Annotated in this window: 13 protein-coding genes and 1 pseudogene; 11 read left to right on the top strand and 3 right to left on the bottom strand. The window is 52.3% G+C overall.

The window, feature by feature from the left end:
• Nucleotides 1-113 precede the first annotated feature (113 nt).
• Together HMPREF3168_RS08650 and HMPREF3168_RS08645 are read right to left on the bottom strand one after the other, a co-directional pair.
• Nucleotides 114-398, bottom strand: a complete 285-nt coding sequence (locus HMPREF3168_RS08650) for a uroporphyrinogen decarboxylase/cobalamine-independent methonine synthase family protein (RefSeq protein ID WP_231115400.1) — start codon at nt 396-398, stop codon at nt 114-116.
• A gap of 240 nt (nt 399-638) precedes the next feature.
• Nucleotides 639-1,844: an aminotransferase-like domain-containing protein gene (locus tag HMPREF3168_RS08645; RefSeq protein WP_070489607.1), complete on the bottom strand. Its 1,206-nt coding sequence runs from the start codon at nt 1,842-1,844 to the stop codon at nt 639-641.
• A 123-nt stretch (nt 1,845-1,967) separates the two neighbouring features.
• Between HMPREF3168_RS08645 and HMPREF3168_RS08640 the strand changes: the two genes are divergently transcribed.
• The 7 genes and pseudogenes from HMPREF3168_RS08640 (at nt 1,968) to recQ (ending at nt 10,333) form a co-directional block, all read left to right on the top strand.
• Complete coding sequence (locus tag HMPREF3168_RS08640) at nt 1,968-2,882, top strand: LysR family transcriptional regulator (protein ID WP_070489605.1); 915 nt, start codon at nt 1,968-1,970, stop codon at nt 2,880-2,882.
• A 233-nt stretch (nt 2,883-3,115) separates the two neighbouring features.
• Nucleotides 3,116-4,813, top strand: a complete 1,698-nt coding sequence (gene argS / locus HMPREF3168_RS08635) for an arginine--tRNA ligase (protein ID WP_070489604.1) — start codon at nt 3,116-3,118, stop codon at nt 4,811-4,813.
• A 217-nt stretch (nt 4,814-5,030) separates the two neighbouring features.
• Complete coding sequence (locus HMPREF3168_RS08630) at nt 5,031-5,504, top strand: arginine repressor (protein WP_003614012.1); 474 nt, start codon at nt 5,031-5,033, stop codon at nt 5,502-5,504.
• Nucleotides 5,505-5,515: 11 nt separating this feature from the next.
• Complete coding sequence (gene coaBC, locus HMPREF3168_RS08625; protein WP_003614016.1) at nt 5,516-6,715, top strand: bifunctional phosphopantothenoylcysteine decarboxylase/phosphopantothenate--cysteine ligase CoaBC; 1,200 nt, start codon at nt 5,516-5,518, stop codon at nt 6,713-6,715.
• Nucleotides 6,716-6,843: 128 nt separating this feature from the next.
• Nucleotides 6,844-7,537, top strand: a pseudogene (locus tag HMPREF3168_RS08620) (amidohydrolase family protein).
• Nucleotide 7,538: 1 nt separating this feature from the next.
• Complete coding sequence (locus HMPREF3168_RS08615; RefSeq protein ID WP_003614008.1) at nt 7,539-8,489, top strand: 2-hydroxyacid dehydrogenase family protein; 951 nt, start codon at nt 7,539-7,541, stop codon at nt 8,487-8,489.
• 74 nt (nt 8,490-8,563) lie between these two features.
• A complete protein-coding gene (recQ, locus tag HMPREF3168_RS08610; protein ID WP_070489602.1) occupies nt 8,564-10,333 on the top strand; it encodes a DNA helicase RecQ in 1,770 nt (589 codons plus the stop codon).
• Nucleotides 10,334-10,389: 56 nt separating this feature from the next.
• On the opposite strand, the gene HMPREF3168_RS08605 is transcribed toward recQ, so the two are convergent.
• Nucleotides 10,390-11,328, bottom strand: a complete 939-nt coding sequence (locus HMPREF3168_RS08605; RefSeq protein WP_003614002.1) for a nucleoside hydrolase — start codon at nt 11,326-11,328, stop codon at nt 10,390-10,392.
• Between the two features lie 271 nt (nt 11,329-11,599).
• Between HMPREF3168_RS08605 and uvrC the strand changes: the two genes are divergently transcribed.
• The 4 genes from uvrC to rnz all read left to right on the top strand — a co-directional run bounded on the left by uvrC (nt 11,600) and on the right by rnz (nt 17,755).
• On the top strand, nt 11,600-13,402 hold the full coding sequence (uvrC, locus tag HMPREF3168_RS08600; protein WP_003614001.1) for an excinuclease ABC subunit UvrC: 1,803 nt from the start codon (nt 11,600-11,602) through the stop codon (nt 13,400-13,402).
• Between the two features lie 68 nt (nt 13,403-13,470).
• Nucleotides 13,471-14,793, top strand: a complete 1,323-nt coding sequence (gene obgE, locus HMPREF3168_RS08595; protein ID WP_003614004.1) for a GTPase ObgE — start codon at nt 13,471-13,473, stop codon at nt 14,791-14,793.
• A 52-nt stretch (nt 14,794-14,845) separates the two neighbouring features.
• A complete protein-coding gene (locus HMPREF3168_RS08590; RefSeq protein ID WP_003614000.1) occupies nt 14,846-16,789 on the top strand; it encodes an acyltransferase family protein in 1,944 nt (647 codons plus the stop codon).
• A gap of 36 nt (nt 16,790-16,825) precedes the next feature.
• Nucleotides 16,826-17,755, top strand: coding sequence for a ribonuclease Z (gene rnz / locus HMPREF3168_RS08585; RefSeq protein ID WP_003613998.1), 930 nt, complete (start codon nt 16,826-16,828; stop codon nt 17,753-17,755).

Below are 17,755 nucleotides of genomic sequence, written 5' to 3'. Positions count from 1 at the left end.
AGGAAGCTGCCGCGCGAATCAAGAGTCAGATGGAAGTCTGGCTCTTTTTGTTTTCTCTCTTTCTTCTTCTTACCAAGTAAAAAGCCCTCCATTTAGGAGGGCTTGAGAGCATATTAGGCATTAAGACTTTCGGCCAGTTCATGAACCAGGTCGAGCTTACGCCACTGTCCTTCTTCGCTGATTAAATTGCCGGCTTCTGTTGAGGCAAAACCGTATTGGGTAGCAATGCAGATCTGCTTTGGATCAACGTGCTTATTGGCTTCCTCCAGGCGCTTAAGCAAGACTTCCTTGTCTTCCAACTCGTCTGACTGGGTGTTGACCAAGCCAAGCACGATCTTTTGCCCCTGCCTCTTTTCTAAAAGTGAGAAGTTACAGTATTTTTCATCATCGAATTCCATGAAGAAGCCGCTGAAGGGTAGCTGGAAGATGGTGTCGACCAGGCCATCATATTTGGCATCATAGAATTTCTTTGACCGCAGGTTGCCCTGGCGGATCTTATTTTTTAAATAAAAATTAGGGGAAGATTAAAAGAATGGAAATTGCTTTTTAGCCAGAAAATAGCCTACAATAGATTGACAGATAGTTAGCCGCAAAAAACCGCCCAAGTCTTGGACGGTTGCAAATAGTATTTACTTTATCTATATTGACATTTTCAGCTGGACCGGGCTGAGGATTCTGCCTAAGCGCTCAGCTCCTTCATCGATCTGGCTGAGGCTAGAGCCGGTGAAGCTGACCCGGAGGCCGTTATTCTTGTCCCAGTTAGGATAGAAGCTAGCCGAAGGCACGTAGATGAGGTGCTCTTTTGGCACGGCTTCATTAAGCAAAAGCTGTCTGGTATCAATTTTATCGTCCAGTTCAACCCAGAAGAAGAAGCCGCCTTCCGGCTGGCTGATCTTGGCATCAGCTGGCAGGTAAGTCTTTAAGGCTTTAGCCATAGCATCCAGCTTGACCCGGTAGACCTGCTTCAACTGATCAATATGCTGGTCCAGGTCATTGTCTGCAAGGTAGGCAGCTACGGTACCAGCAGCTAAGTATGGCACTTCCAGGTCAGCTGACAATTTCAGGTTGACCAGCTGTTCCTTGATTTCCGGACCAGCTACCAGCCAGCCTAAACGGAAGGCTGGGGAAAGGATCTTAGAGAAGCTGGACAGGAAAATCACTCTGCCTTCCGTGTCAAAGCTCTTGATGCTTGGCAGGCTTTCCCCATGATAGCACAGGTCTCGGTAAGGGGTGTCTTCCAAGATGACGAAGTCATAGCGGTTGGCCAGGTCAACCAGGCGCTGGCGCTTGGTCAGGGACATGGTGATCCCGGTTGGATTGTGGAAGTCTGGCACCGTGTAGAAGAGTTTGATTTCCGGGTGCTCTTTCAGCACTTCTTCAAAGTAGTCCAGGTTGACCCCGTCGTCTTCCAAAGGAATTTCATGGTAGACTGGTTCGTAATTGTCAAAAGCAGCCAGGGCGCCGACATAGCTTGGTGCTTCAACGGCCATTTCGTCGCCTGCCCCCAGGAAAAGCTTGGCCACCAGGTCGATCCCTTGCTGGCCGCCAGCCGTCAGCAGGATGTCGTCAGCGTTAGCCTTGATTCCCTGCTGCCTTGCCCGGTTTGCCAGGTAGTCGCGCAAGTTGCCCGGCCCCTTAACGTCGTGGTATTGGAAAGAGTGGGCCTGTTCCTGGTCAACGGCCTTCTGGTAAGCAGCTTGCAAAGCTTGGCTTGGGAAGAGGCTTTCGTCCGGGCAGCCGCCCCCAAAGGAGATGTTGTCGGAAAAATTGCTTTCCGGGAAGAGCCCTTGCAGGCGTGATGGATTTTGAGTTTTGATTCTTTTGGCAAAAAGCTTGCTTAACATTTTTCTTTGCTCCTAAATTATATTGTCATTTCCGCGTTGACTATATTATAATTGCTGGAGTAAGAATAATAAAACTAAACTTTTTTGGTTTTAAGTGAAATATTTTCATGTTAGGAGGGGCAAATGCTGCCATTTCCATATCTAGTCTTCCAGACAGTGATCGACCAGGGAACCTTCAACAAGGCTGCCGTAGTCTTGAACGTGACCCCGTCGGCCATCAGCCACTCGGTCAACCAGCTGGAAACCGAACTAGGCTTTCCGGTCTTTGTCAGGTCAAGAAACGGGGTTAAACTGACCCCGGATGGGGAGAAAATCCTTCCCTTGATCCAGGAAATCATCAATGACCAGAGCCGGCTGGAGCAGGTCGCCCAGCAGATCCAGGGCCTGGACACCGGTTTGATCCGGATCGGGGCTTTCTCTTCGGCCTGCATCAACTGGCTGCCGCCTTTAATCCGGAATTTTGCTAAAAATTACCCCCAGGTCAAGATTTCCGTCCGCCAGGCTGGTTTCAGTGAAATTACCCAGGCTGTGAAAAGCGGCCAGCTGGACCTGGGCCTGACCATGTTGCCGGAAAATGAGCAGGGGATCAGCTGCGAAAAAATCCTGGAAGACGAAATCTACTGCATTGCCCCCAAAGACTTCCGGGTCAAAAACGGCCACAGCATCAGTGAGGAAGACCTGGTCAACTGCAACTTCATCCTCCAGCAAAGCGACTACGACCTGGATACCAAGGCCGCGCTTGATCACTATTCAATTAAGTCAACGGCTATTCGCTTTTCCATCGACGACCAGTCAATCGTGGCTATGGTGGAAGCGGGCCTGGGGCTGGGGATCCTGCCGGCTTTGGCCCTGCAGAAGATGCAGGGGGAAGTCAGAATCCTGCCTTTCAGCACTCCCTTTTACCGGAAGATCGCCCTGGTAACCTCAAACCAGCAACGGCTGGCTCCTTCAAGCAGGCAGATGATCAAGAACGTGCATGAACTGATCAGACGCCAGTATCCGGGCGGGCGCTTGACGATGGAAGCGGAAAACGCATAGAATGCATGCAGTCTGTATAAATAGTATAATGAAATTGTTAAAGTCTGTTGTCATAGCCTCTAATCTCTTGCTATAATATACAGAGTAAAAATAAATGAGACTACAAAGCGTTTTGTCACACTCCATGAGATTAATAGGAAGCATGAACTAAAATTTGCATCAGCGATGGGGCAAGCGGGCGCTGAGTAATTTTTATTCAATTTTTTAGACATAGGAAATAAAGAAGGTATTTTATGAACGGTAAACAACTTGTTGCAGAAGCTTTACAGGCGGTTTTGCCTGACTGGTCACTGGATGACATTGATGTCAAGATTGAACGGCCAAAGGACGAAAAGCTGGGGGATTACGCTTTTCCAACCTTTACTTTAGCCAAGACCATGCGCAAGGCGCCAAACCTGATCGCGGCTGAACTGGCTGAGAAGATCGACCAAGGCAGCTTTGAAAAGGTGGAAGCAGTTGGCCCATACATCAACTTCTTCCTGGACAAGAGCCAGACCGGGGCGGCCATCTTGCAGGAAATCCTGGCTGACCCTGAAAACTACGGTGCCCGTGACCTGGGCCACGGCCGGAACGTTTCAACTGAATACTCATCACCTAACATTGCCAAGCCAATGGGGATGGGTCACCTGCGGTCAACCATGATCGGTGAAGCTATTGCCCGCATTCTGGCCAAGGAAGGCTTCAAGCCGATCAGAATCGACTACCTGGGTGACTGGGGCACCCAATTCGGGAAGATGATGGCTGCCTACAAGATGTGGGGCAACGACGCCGACATCGAAAAGGACCCAATCAACACCCTTTTGTCTTACTATGTCCGAATCAACCGGGAAGCTGAAGAACACCCGGAATACGATGAAGAGGGCCGGGAATGGTTCTCCAAGCTGGAACACGGCGATGAAGAAGCCAAGCGCTTGTGGAGCTGGTTCAGAGAAGTTTCCCTGGAACGGTTCAAGAAGGTTTATGACATGCTGGACGTTCACTTCGACTCCTTCACTGGTGAAGCCTTCAGTGCCCAAATGATGGATGAACCAATCCAAATCCTGCGGGAAAAGGGTCTCTTGGTTAAGAGCCAAGGTGCTGAAATCGTCGACCTTGAAAAGTACAACCTGCCGCCTTTGATGGTTATCAAGAGTAACGGGACTTCAACTTACATCACCCGTGACCTAGCAACTGCCATGTACCGGAAGAAGACTTATGGCTTCTACAAGTCCATCTACGTTGTCGGCCAGGAACAGGAAGTCTACTTCCAGCAGCTGCGTGCCTGCTTGAAGGAAATGGGCTTTGACTGGGCTGACGACATTGTTCACATCAGCTTCGGTCTGATGAGCATCAACGGCCAGAAGATGTCTACCAGAAAGGGTAACGTCGTTAACCTGGAAGACGTTTTGAACGAATCAGTTGACCTGGCCCGCAAGCAGATTTCTGAAAAGAACGTTGGCTTGAAGAACGCTGACGAAGTTGCCAAGCAAGTCGGTATCGGCGCGGTTGTCTTCCACGATTTGAAGAACTACCGCCGCAACCCAATCGACTTCAACCTGGAAGAAGTCGTTAAGTTCGAAGGTGAAACCGGCCCTTACGTGCAATACTCCCGGGCCCGTGGCGAAAGCCTCTTGAGAAAGAGCGGTATTACCGACTTCTCAGACGCTGACTTGACCAAGATCGGCGCTGAAGAATGGGACCTGGTCTCCTTCATGGGCCGCTACGCCGACACCATCCAAAAGGCCATGGAAACCTACGACCCAAGCGCAATTGCCAAGTACGCCCTGGAATTGGCCAAGCGCTTCAACAAGTACTACGCTCACACCAGAATTTTGGTTGATGACGTTGACGAAGATGTCAAGAAGGCTCGTTTGGCCGTTGTCCAAGCGGTCAGCCACGTCATCAAGTCAGCCCTGGACTTGCTGGACGTCAAGGCACCAGACGAAATGTAGTTTTTCATTTTACATAAATGATATTAAATGTCTTGAACTTGCTTCAAGGCATTTTTTATTGGCTAAGTCAATGTTGTTTGGGATAATTGCAGAAAAATTGATCGAAGAAAGTCGGATAATTCAAGAAGAATTAAATAACAGCTTTATTGAAATATAAAAGTGCGTTAAAATTAAAGGTATCTAAAACGCTTAAATATAATATTAAGGGGCAATAATTATGAACTACAAAGAAAGAAGACAGCTGATTTACGAACTGATTCAGACCAACAAGATTGAAACCCAGGAACAATTGCTGCTCTTGTTGCAAGCCCATGGCGCGAACGCGACCCAGGCTACTATTTCCCGGGACATTCACGCCTTGCACATCAGCAAAGTGCCAGATGATGACGGCCGCAGCTACTACGTCAAGGCGCCATCAGCTGCTGTTAACCGGGAAAGGCAGCTGAAAGACGCAATCCGCGAACGGGTGGCAACTGTAACTGCCGTTCAGTTTACCGTTGTCATTCAAACCAGCATGAAATTGACTTACGCGCCAATTTTGGCAGGATTAATTGACGATATTGACAACGATGACGTGGTCGGCACGATCGCCGGGACTGATACTCTTTTGGTTATCTTGAAGGACGCTGAAGCAGCTGCCAGCTTCGCGGACTGGGCACAAGCCATCGTTAAGGAACGCAAAATCTACTAAGGCGAGCGATAATGGCAAGAATTTCGGTCTATATGACTGGCGGCATAGCTGCCTATAAGGCCGTGAGCGTTGTCCGGGGCCTGCAGAAGGCGGGCCATGAAGTCCGGGTAGCGATGACGGCCAAGAGTGAACGTTTTGTTGGTCCGGCAACTTTGGCGGCCTTAACGAAATGGCCGGTTTTAGACGACTTGTTCAGTCCAGGCCGGCAGGCGGAAATCGCCCATATCGACTTGGCTGACTGGAGCCAGCTGGCCCTGGTCGTGCCGGCTGATGCCAATATCTTGGCCAAGCTGGCCCAGGGGATCGGGGATGATGCCGTTTCAACCACCCTTTTGGCATTGCACTGCCCGCGCTTGATCGTGCCGGCAATGAATAGCCATATGTGGGAAAATCCTGCTGTACAGCGCAATCTCCGCTTGTTAAAGGAGGGCGGCGACCGGATCATGGAACCGGCCGTGGGCCGACTGGCTGAAGGCTATGCCGGCAAGGGCCGGATGCCGGAAGCTGAAGAGATCCTGGCCTGGGTTAATGACCAGCTTGACTTGCCAGCCAAAGGCAAGCGAATTGTCGTCACTGCGGGGGGCAACCTGGAAGCTATTGACCCGGTCCGCTTTATCGGCAACCGGTCAAGCGGCAAGATGGGCTTCCGCTTGGCAGAGGCCGCGGCCAAAAGAGGGGCCGAGGTGGACTTGATTTACGGCAACGTCTCAGTTTCCCTGCCAAGGGATGCCCGGATTCACCTCCATCCCGCCCTGTCGGCCCAGGCCATGCTGGAGAAGCTGGAAGAACTTTTCCCGGCTGCTGATGCCCTGTTGATGGCGGCAGCCGTCAGCGACTGGCGGCCAAAGGAAGCCGCTGACCACAAGCTGAAGAAGCAGGCCGGGGTAGAGGAAATGACCCTGCAGCTGGTCAAGAATCCGGACCTGTTAAAGACAATGGCCCAAAAGAAAAGGCCGGACCAAGTGGTCATCGGCTTTGCGGCTGAAACTAATGACCTTCTGGCCAATGCCAGCCGGAAGCTGGCAGAGAAAGGCGCTGACTTGATCGTGGCCAATGACGTCAGCGGGGATGCCTTTGGCGGCGACGAGGACCAGGTAACGATCCTGGAACAAGGCAAGGAGCTGGACCCTTGGCCGCGGATGAGCAAGCAGGCCGTGGCTGACCGCTTGCTCGAACTGACTTTGGCTAGGCTGGCAGAAAAGAAGAATTAAAAGAAATGAAGTAAGAGGCCTTTTACCTGGTGAAAGACCTTTTATTTTTTTCTGAAACTTTTGCTAAAATGAACCGCTTTCACTATAATAAGGGTAAGAGTTTCGCGAAAAAGATTGGAAGACGAATAATGAAGAAAATTGATGCCCACCTGCACCTGGTGCGGGACCTAGCCAGCTACAAGGGCAATGGCCGCAGCAATGCCTTGGGAAATGGCCTGGTTGTCTGGGACAGCGGCTTTAAGACCAGCCTCTTTCCCGCCGGCTGGGGTGATGACGCTTTTCGAGCAGACGCTGCCAGGAAAGTAATGGAAGACCATGATGTGGCCAAGGCAGTCCTTTTGCAGGGAAGCCTGTATGGCTTTCAAAATTATTACAGCTGGCAGGCAGCCAAGGCCGCCCCGGACCGCTTTGCCCCGGCTTTTTCCGTTGATCCCTTTGCCAGTGAAGCGGAAAAAATCGTCAAGCGCCATGTTGAAGACCTGGGCTTTCGGGCTTTGAAACTGGAAGTCAGCCAGGCCGGCGGCCTTATGGGCTACCATTTGCCTTTTGACTTGGCAGAAGACGACCGCTTGGGCAAAATTTTGGACTATCTCAGTTCTTACCCAGGCTTCGCGGTGGCCGTGGACTACGGCGACAGCAGCCAGGCCAGCCACTTTCAATGATTACGGCCAGCTTTATTCCTGGCTGGAAGACGCAGGGATTTTTTCAGAAGCGGAATTGGCTGATGTTTATTATGGCAACGCGGAAAGAGTTTATTTCAAGGCAGACCACGTGGCGGCTTTAAGGGCCAGCCGCGATCCGCTGTTTGAGGGAGATGCTTAAGATGGAAAATGCGAAAGTTTTGGTGGCGGGCCTGGCGGTCAAGCAGCTGCCCGAATTGGAAAAAGTATGTGAAGTGACCTTTGCTCCGGCAGGTGCCGGCAAGGACTGGTACCTGGCTAACCTAGGGGATTTTGATGCCCTGATCACCGGCAAGCTGCCAGTTGACCAGGAACTTTTGGACGCGGGCAAAAAGCTCAAGATCGTTTCCGCGACCGGAGTTGGCTATGACCATATCGACGTGGACTATGCCAGCAGCCAGGGGATCATCGTCTCCAACTGCCCGGCCAGCGTCATGCAGCCGACGGCGGAAATGGCCTTTACCCTCCTTTTGGCTCTCAGCCGGAAATTGGCCCTCTACAATCAAGAGATGCGGCAAGGGAAGTTTTTGGACACAGGCTTGCTCGAAAACCAGGGGCAGAGCCCGGTCGGCAAGACCCTGGGGATCTTCGGCATGGGGAGAATCGGCAAGACCCTGGCCAGCTATGCCCGGACCTTCGGGATGAACATTCTCTACCACAACCGCCACCAATTGCCGGAAGATGAAGAGCGGGCCCTGGGAGTCAGCTACGTGCCCTTGGCCGACCTGCTCAGCCAGGCCGACTATGTCAGCTTGAACGCTCCGGCCACGGCGGAAACCTACCACGTGATTGATGAAGCAGCCTTGAGCATGATGCAGCCGACGGCCTTTTTGATCAATACTTCCCGGGGCAGCCTGGTCGATGAAGCGGCGCTTTTGCGGGCCTTAAAGGGCAAGCGGATTGCCGGGGCGGGCCTGGACGTGTTTGAAGAAGAACCGGACTTCAACGAGGAATTCTGCCAGCTGGACAATGTGATTTTGACCCCGCATGCCGGCAGCGCCACCCGGGAGTCCCGGCGCAGCGTCTTGAAAGAAGCCAGCCACAATATTGTCTCCTTCCTGGTCGACGGAGTGCCGGTCAACCGGGTCAACTAAAAGATGCTTTTGCATCTTTTTTTGTTATCATTAAGTGTTAGCTACTGTAAAGCGAATTAAAGGGGGTAGAGAGCTTGCTTGATCCACAGCAGGTCTTAAAGAAGTATTTTGGCTATGACAGTTTCCGGCCGGGCCAAAGAGAAATTATTGAAAAAGTTTTCCAGGGGAAAAATGTCCTGGCAGTCATGCCGACCGGGGGCGGGAAGTCGCTTTGCTACCAGATCCCGGCCTTGATGATTCCCGGTACGACTGTGGTGATCTCACCCTTGATCTCCTTGATGAAGGACCAGGTTGACAGCCTGCGCGAGTACGGGATACCGGCCGCGGCACTTAACAGCTCCACAGCCCAGGAAGACGTCAATCCCATCTTAAGAGCCTGCTATGAAGGGAAAATCAAGCTGCTCTACGTGACGCCGGAACGGATGGAGATGGATTATTTCCGCTACCAGCTCAACTTTTTGGAGGTCAACCTGGTCGCCATCGATGAAGCCCACTGCATTTCCCAGTGGGGGCATGACTTCCGGCCGGCCTACCGGAAGCTAAAGGACGGGATCAATGCCCTCCATACCCATCCCAATGTTCTGGCCCTCACAGCTACGGCCACTAAGGCGGTCAGGGAGGACATCGGCCAGCAGTTGGACATTTCCGAGGAGAATTTCGTCATCACCAGTTTTGAAAGAAAAAATCTCCACTTCAAGCTGGTCAACGCGCCGAAAAACAGCCGGGCCTATATCGTCAACTACTTGAAGCAGCACCGGGGTGAGGCGGGCATTATTTATTCCAACACCCGGAAAAAGGTGGAGGGGCTGACCGAATTTTTGCGTCGGGAGGGCTTTAACGTTGCCGCCTACCACGCCGGGATATCCAATGAGAAACGGGCCCAGGTCCAAGACGACTTCCAGTATGACCGGATTCCCTTGATCGTGGCTACGAATGCTTTTGGCATGGGGATCGACAAGAGCAATGTCCGCTTTGTCCTGCACGCAAACAGCGCCAAAAACCTGGAGGCCTATTACCAGGAAGCCGGCCGGGCGGGCCGTGACGGTCTGGAGAGTGAGGCCGTGATGCTTTTTCACCCCAGTGATCTTCGCCAGTTCCGCTGGTTTATCGACAATTTTGAAGCTGATGAGTCCTACCGGCAGGTCCAGTACCAAAAGCTGCAGACGATCAGCGACTATGCCAATACAGATGAGTGCCTGCAGCAATTTATCGTCCGCTACTTTGGCCAGGACTGCCCGCCCTGCGGCAAGTGCAGCAACTGCTTAAACAGCGGCGACTTCCAGGACGTGACGGCCGAAGCCCAGGCTATCATCGGCATGGTCTATGACTTAGACGGCCGCTATGGCAAAAAAATCGTTGCCCAGGCCGTGACTGGGTCCAAAGTCAAGAAGATCAGTGAGATCAGGGCTGATGAGTGTGTCCACTACGGCCTGCTCAAGGGAAAAAAGCAGGCTGATGTAAGCAGCCTGGTCGACTACTTGGTTTCAAAGGACTACCTGCAGCTGGTGGGGGACCGCTATCCCTTGGTCCATGTAACCAACCGGGGCTGGGACGTTTTGGACGGCAAGGCCAGAGTCAAAAGGCGCCAGGAAGTCAAAAGCGAGCAGCTTGCTGAAACAGGCGGTGACCAGGTCCTCTTTGAAGAGCTCAGAAAGGCCCGCCGGATCCTGGCCCAAAAGCGGGGAGTGCCGCCATTTGTCATCTTTTCCGACTTGTCTTTGCGGGATATGGCAGCCAGGAAGCCGCAAACGCCGGAAGAGCTGCTCCAGTGCAGCGGGGTCGGGGATGCCAAACTGGCCAACTATGGAAAGGCCATGCTGGCCGTAATCAAAAAATATGGATAAAAAACCTTCAGAAGGAAATCTTCTGAAGGTTTTAATCGTTATTACTGCTTTATTTTTTAGAAAAGCTTGGCCTTTTCGCACAGGTCGTCAAAGCGTTCCCAGAACTTGTCGTAGTTAGCGGAAGTAACCAGGGTCATTGGCCGGCCATTTTCAGTTTCAAAGAAGCGGGCAGCCCGGTCGCCGTCAGTGTAGACGTCAGACTTGGTGTTACGGGTCGTGGCGATTTCCGGGTAAAGGGCGCTCATGGTGGTCAAAACGTCCCAGAGGTAGTAAGTTGAGTCGACTTCAAAGGAGTTGACCAGGGCGTAGACATAGCCCAGGAATTCAAAGGCCGGGTACTTGCGGTTGGATGCAAAGTGCTGGCGCATTTCATCGGTCAGAGGCAGTTCTTCGGTTGATTCCAGGCCGACCTGTTGGATCTTGATCTTGGAGTCCCAGACCGTCTTGCAGGCTTCCGGGTCCCACCAGGCATTCCATTCCTGGGTCCCGTCAGCGCATGGGGCATAAACGTTACCGTGGGCGTTCAAAGACCCGCCCATCCAGTAAAGTTCCTCGATCTTGTCTTGGATGCTTGGGTCAATTTCCAGGGCCCGGGCCAAGTCAGTAAGCGGACCGGTAAAGACCAGGGTAACCGGGCCGTCAGCAGCATGGATCTTGTCGATCATGTCCAGGTGGGCCGGCTTTGCGGCAACTGGCGTTTCAACCGTGCCTTTTTCATTCAAGATCGGGAAGTGGTCCACGGAAAAAGCTGACACTCTCCAGGCTTCCGGGAACTGGTGGACTGCCCGGGAGTCGGACTTGGCCACTTCCAGCTTGTCGCCGCGCTGGTTGAAGCGGTCGATCAGCTTCCGGGAAGCGGAAACGCCTGGTTCAACGTAGCCGTCGGCGTCGGTTACCCCGACCCCGATCAGCTTGATGTCTGGTGCCAAAAGCATGAGCAAAAGTGAAGTAAAGTCATCCATGTTGCTGTCATGGTTCAAGTAGAAGTTCTTCATGAAATCTTACCTTCCTAAATCCTATAGTCGTAACAATATTATTATACGTGATGCAGGGACAAAAGGCAGCCGCTTTCCGAGAAAAAAGTTTATTTTGGACTAAAAGTAGAACAAGACTAGCTATAAAAGGATTATTGTTAAGAGGACCTTATTTTGCCCCGGTTTGGTCATGGAAAATCATTAAAATATTTTTGCGATTATAGGCGGATCGGTGTTAGAATAGCACTTTTCGTGATAAAATCGTACGGTAAATGATCGCGGGGAGGCAGACATGGCGAGTCAATTGATTGAAAACAAATTGAAATTGCTGCCGGAAAAGGCCGGCTGTTATCTGATGAAGGACGTCAACGGCAAGGTCATCTATGTTGGCAAGTCCAAAAACTTGAAAAACCGGGTCCGGTCCTACTTCAAGAGCAGCCAGGAGGGCCGCCGGGCCGAGCTGGTCAAGAATATTGCCGATTATGACATCATCGTGGTGGATTCTGACAAGGAAGCCTTTTTGCTGGAAGTCACCCTAATCAAAAAGTACCAGCCTTATTACAATGTGGCTCTGAAGTCGGGGACGGGCTATCCCTATATCGAAATCACGAATGAGAAAAATCCCCAGACCCGCCTGACCTCGATCGTCTACAAGGACAAGGGCTACTATTTTGGCCCTTACCCCAACGTCTACGCGGCTAGCGCGACTTTAAAATTCATCCAGAAGGTCTTCCCTTTACGCCGCTGCAGCGGCTATACCGGCCGGCCCTGCCTTTACTACCATATGGGCCAGTGCCTGGGCAGCTGCTTTAAGGAAGTGCCGCAAAGCGAATATGACGAGCAGATCAAGAAGATCAAGCGCTTTTTGAACGGGGACATCCAGGAGGTCAAGAAAGACTTGACCAATAAGATGCTGCAAGCTTCAGCTGACCTGGAATTTGAAAGAGCCGGGGAACTCCGGGACCAGCTCAAGTATATTGAAGAAACGGTTGAAAAGCAGAAGATCATCTCTAATGACCATACCCAAAGAGACATCTTCAACTATTACGTGGACCGGTCCTGGATTTCCATCCAGGTCTTCTTTTTGCGGCAGGCCAAGCTCTTGCGGCGGGAGTCGCACATGTTCCCTTTGACTGATGAAACTGACCCAGAAGACGAATTCATGTCCTTTATTGCCCAGTTCTACGCCCAAAAGAACCGGGTCAAGCCAAGGGAAGTCCTGGTGCCAAAAGGCATCGACCAGGATGAACTGGCCGCGGCCATCGGCATTAAGGTCCGGACCCCGCAAAGGGGGCAGAAGGCTTCTTTGATGGAGATGGCCCGGGAAAATGCCCAGCTGAAGCTGGATGACAAATTCCGCCTGCTGGAGCTCGGCCAGCGCAAGACTAAAGGGGCCCAGGAAGAAATTTTCAAGGCCCTGGGTCTGCCTTACGGGTCATACATTGAAAGTTTTGACCACTCCCATATTCAAGGGGCAGACCCGGTTTCGGCCCTGGTTGTCTTTAAAGACGGAGAACCCTTTAAGACCGGCTACCGGAAGTTCAAGCTGAAGGGGGAAGTTGAGCACCAAAACAGCGCCGATGAAGTCGGCAACACCCGGGAAGTCGTCCGCCGCCGCTACAGCCGGCTGTTAAAAGAGCATGAAAGAATGCCGGACCTGATCTTGATGGACGGGGGACAGATCCAGGTGGAAGCCTGCGAGGACGTCTTAAGAAACGAGCTGAACCTGGATATTCCGGTAGCGGGGATGGTTAAAGATGACAAGCACCGGACCAACCACCTCTTGTACGGTGACCCGTTTAAGGGCCAGCCTTTCAAGCTGATTCCAATGGATCCGAAGTCAGAAGGCTTTTACTTAATGACCCGGATTCAAGATGAGGTCCACCGCTTTGCCATCACCTTCCACCGGCAGACCCATGCGAAAAACTCCCTGGTCAGCCGGCTGGACTCGATCAAAGGTATCGGGCCGAAGAGCCGGACCAAGCTTTTGCGGGAATTTGGCTCTTTAAAGAAGATCAAGGAAGCTTCTATTGATGATCTGCGCAAGGCGGGACTGACTTTAACCCAGGCGCAGGCAGTCAAAATTTCCCTTTAGCTATTGGGCAAAATAGCTTATGATTAAATGGTAACAATTAACGAAAGAAAGAAAAGGTAAAAACAAGAATGCCAACTCCTTCAACATTTGTTGATCAAACTAAAATTGAAGTCCAAGCCGGAAAGGGCGGGGACGGCATGGTGGCCTTCCGCCATGAAAAATTCATGCCTAACGGGGGACCAGCTGGCGGTGACGGCGGCCGGGGCGGGTCCATTATCTTCGTGGCCGATAACGGCCTCAGAACCTTGATGGATTTCCGCTACCGGCGCAAGTTCAAGGCTGAGCCGGGCGAAAACGGCCGCATCAAGGCCCAATACGGCAAGGCAGCCAAAGACCTGTACCTGAAGGTGCCGGTCGGCACGACCGTTTATGACTTTTTCACCGGTGAAGAAATCGGTGACTTGGTTGAAAATGGCCAGGAACTGGTCGTCGCTAAAGGCGGCCGGGGCGGCCGGGGCAACATCCACTTTGCCACCAGCGTCAACACGGCGCCGGAAATCGCTGAAAACGGGGAACCGGGTGAATTCCGGACCCTGCGTTTGGAATTAAAAGTCCTGGCTGACGTCGGTTTGGTCGGCTTCCCGTCTGTCGGCAAGTCAACCCTTTTGTCAGTCGTCACCAGTGCCAAGCCAAAGATCGCGGCTTATCAGTTTACGACTTTGAAGCCAAACCTAGGCATGGTTCTTTTGCCAGACGGCCGGGACTTCTCCATGGCCGACCTGCCGGGCCTGATCAAGGGGGCCAGCCAGGGGGTAGGGCTGGGGATCCAGTTCCTGCGCCACGTGGAGAGAACCAAGGTTATCCTGCATATGGTGTCCATGGACCCGAACAACGGCCGGGATGCCTACGAGGACTATGAGACCATCTTGCACGAACTGGCCTCATACACGGAAGATGACCTTTCCAGCAAGCGGGAAATCATCGTGGCCAGCCAGATGGATATTCCAGGCGCCGATGAGAAACTGGCCCAGTTTAAGAAGGACCTGGCCGCGCATGGGGTTGACCAGGAAGTTTACGAACTCTCCAGCGTTACCCACCAGGGCGTTGACCGCTTGATGAGTCGGGCGGCTGACCTGGTCAGCGAGGTTGAGGCCCAAGAGGCTGAAGCTGCCGTTAAGCCCAAGGAAGAGGTCAAGACTAAGACCTACAAGTACCACCGGCCTGAAAAGATGGAATTCACGGTTGAAAAGCTGGCTGACCACGAATTTGAAATTCACGGTGAGCAGCTTGAACGCCTGGTAGCCATGACCAACCTGGACCACCAGGACGGGATCATGCGCCTGGCCCGCCGCTTGAAGAAGATGGGTGTCGATGATGAACTGCGGGCGCAAGGCGCTGTCGATGGAGACGACGTTTACATTGGCGACTTCAGCTTTGAATTCGTGCAATAAGGGATAGATTGCAAAAATAGAATAGAGAAACGAAAGTTAGAAAATTGAAAAAATGAAGAAACGATATATTACTGGCTATGCTGGCTTGCGGGCCCTGGCCGTAATCGGGGTAATTTTGTATCACCTGGATCCGGACCACTTTGGCGGAGGTTACCTGGGCGTGCCGGTCTTTCTGGTTTTGACCGGTTATCTGGTAACCAACCAGATTATGGCTGCCTACCGCAATCAGGGCTATTTTGACATCAAGTCCTTTTACCAGCGCCGCTTCAAGCGTCTTTATCCCCCGCTGATCGCCATGCTCTGGCTGACCAGCGCATATATCGTGCTCTTTCAGCGCAACCTTTTAAACAAGCTTTACCAGATTGTCGCCAGCAACTTGCTGGGGGTATATAACTGGTGGCAGATATTCAACGGGCAGAGTTACTTTGAGCGTTTTGCCAATAATGAATCGCCTTTTACCCACTTGTGGACGATAGCGATTGACTGGCAGTTCTACCTGCTCTGGCCGCTGGTGATGGCCCTCTTGGTCAAATTTGCCAAAAAGCGGCGGAATATCTTCTGGGTTCTGGTGGGCCTGTCGGTCTTGTCCGCTCTGGAAATGGCCCTGCTTTTCCGGCCGGGCCAGGATACAAGCCGGATTTACTACGGGACTGACACCCGCTTCTTCTCTTTGGGCCTGGGCAGCGCCATGGCAGTTCTCTGGCCTTTTGAAGAGCTGGACAACCGCTTTACCCAAAAAGACGGGGTGATTCTCAACTGGACGGGGCTGGCGACCCTGTTTGGGATGCTTTTGCTCATGTTCTCGCCTTTGATGAACGCTCAGACCGCTTTCCCATATTATGGTGGGATGTTCATCTTCAGCTTCTTCGTGACGGTTTTCGCGGCGGTAATCGCGGCTCCGGTCGGAATCTGGAACCGGCTGATGACCAACCCGGTCTTTAACTGGCTGGGGTCAAGAAGTTATGAAATCTACCTCTACCAGTTCCCGGTCATGATCTTTTTCGAAAGCCGGGTCAGCGACCTGGCCGACCATGTGACTCTTTACCGGGTGACCGAGATTGTCTTGATCCTCTTGATCAGTGAAATTACTTACCGTCTTTTTGAAAAAAAACGCTACACCAGCGAAGGCATCCGCTACAACTTGACCAAGCTTTTTCAGTGGCCAGTCAAGTTGTCCAAAAACTGGCTGAAGACGGCGGCCTTCTTCCTGGTCTTTTTGATCGGCAGCGGCGGGATCATCTTCTCCCCGCTGGCCAAGGCTGACAACAAGGATGGGGCTTTGATCAAGACGATCAATGACAACTCCAAGCAGCAGGCTGAGATGAACAAGAAGGCCCTGGAATCGATCAAGAGCTCGCGAAAAGCGGCTAAGAAGTCATCCAGCAAGAAGAGCAAGCAGACTTCCAAGGCCAAGACCAAGTCAAAAACGACTAAGTCTAAGAGCGGCGGAAAAAAGGTCAACCAGGAATTTGAGAAGTACGGGATCAGCCAGGCTGACTTGCAAGCCGCGCAAAAGCTGCAGGTGACGGCCATTGGCGACTCGGTCATGGCTTCTTCAAGTGACATCTTGCACCAGCTTTTGCCGCACGCCGTGATTGACGCCACGGTTTCCCGGCAGGCCAACGTGGCCCCCCAGCTGCTGCAGTCTTATGCCCAAAAAGGTGAGCTGCAGGACAATGTCTTGATTGGCCTGGGGACCAACGGGCCTTTTACTGATGACGAAGTCAAGCAAATCATGCAGATTGTCGGGCCGAAGCGCCAGCTCTTTTGGATCAATGTCGTCGTGCCAACCCGGTCCTGGCAAAACCAGGTCAACCAGCAGCTGCAGGCCTTGACCAAGAAGTACAAGAACTTGACCGTCATTGACTGGTACGGCTACGCCCACGGCCAGTCCAGCTGGTTTTACGACGACAAGACCCACCCGAATAATGTGGGGCAAAACTACTACAGCACTTATATCGTCAAAGAAATGGTCCGCGCCAGCGGATCGAATTAGCCTTTTTATACTTGTTTGGAAAAGAATGGGAGTTAAATGGAACTGGAATTTCTTGGCACCTGCTCGGGCCAGCCGTCAAAGCTACGGAACGTTTCGAGCCTGGCTTTAAAACTATTGGATGAGCTGAACGAGATTTGGCTCTTTGACTGCGGGGAAGCAACCCAGCACCAGATTCTGCGCACCAATATCCGCCTGCGCAAAATCACGAAGATTTTTATCTCGCACAATCACGGCGACCACATTTTCGGTCTGCCGGGCCTCTTGTCAACCAGGTCCTTTCAAGGCGACGTCGGCCCCTTGACCATTTACGGGCCAGCAGGGATTGAACAGTTCGTCAAGACCTCTCTCAGGATTTCAAAAGCGAAGATTTCTTATCCAATTAAATTCGTCACCCTGGAAGAAGGCGGCAAGATCGTCAGTGAGCGGGGCTTTGAGGTTTATACTGAAAAGCTGGACCACCGGATCGACAGCTGGGGCTTCCGGGTGGTTGAAGCTGACAAGGCCGGTGAGCTTTTGATGGACAAATTGGCGGAATTTAAAGTGCCAAACGGCCCGCTCCTTGGTAAACTAAAGAGGGGTGAGCAGGTTGAACTGGCTGACGGCACGGTGTTGAACGGCAAGGATTTCTTAGGCCCGGCCAAGAAGGGGCGGGTAGTGACCGTGATTTACGACACCCGGTCAACGCCGTCAATCCGCCGCCTGGCTGACCATGCTGATGTCTTGGTCCATGAAGCGACCTTTGACGCCAGCGAAGGTAAGCTGGCCAGGGACTATTACCACTCAACGTGCACACAAGCCGCTGAGACGGCTAGCGCCTGCCATGTCGGGCATTTATACCTGACTCATGTTTCGGCCCGCTACGTGGGCCCTCTGGCCAGCCAGATGGTCAAACAGGCGCGGGAGATCTTCCCGGCCACGACTTTGGCCAAGGACCTGGACAAGTTCGTAGTTCCAATGAAAGGTTAA

The sequence above is a fragment of the Lactobacillus sp. HMSC08B12 genome, from assembly GCF_001808415.1.
Classification (GTDB): domain Bacteria; phylum Bacillota; class Bacilli; order Lactobacillales; family Lactobacillaceae; genus Lactobacillus; species Lactobacillus delbrueckii.
This window is presented reverse-complemented; position numbering and strand designations above follow the sequence as displayed.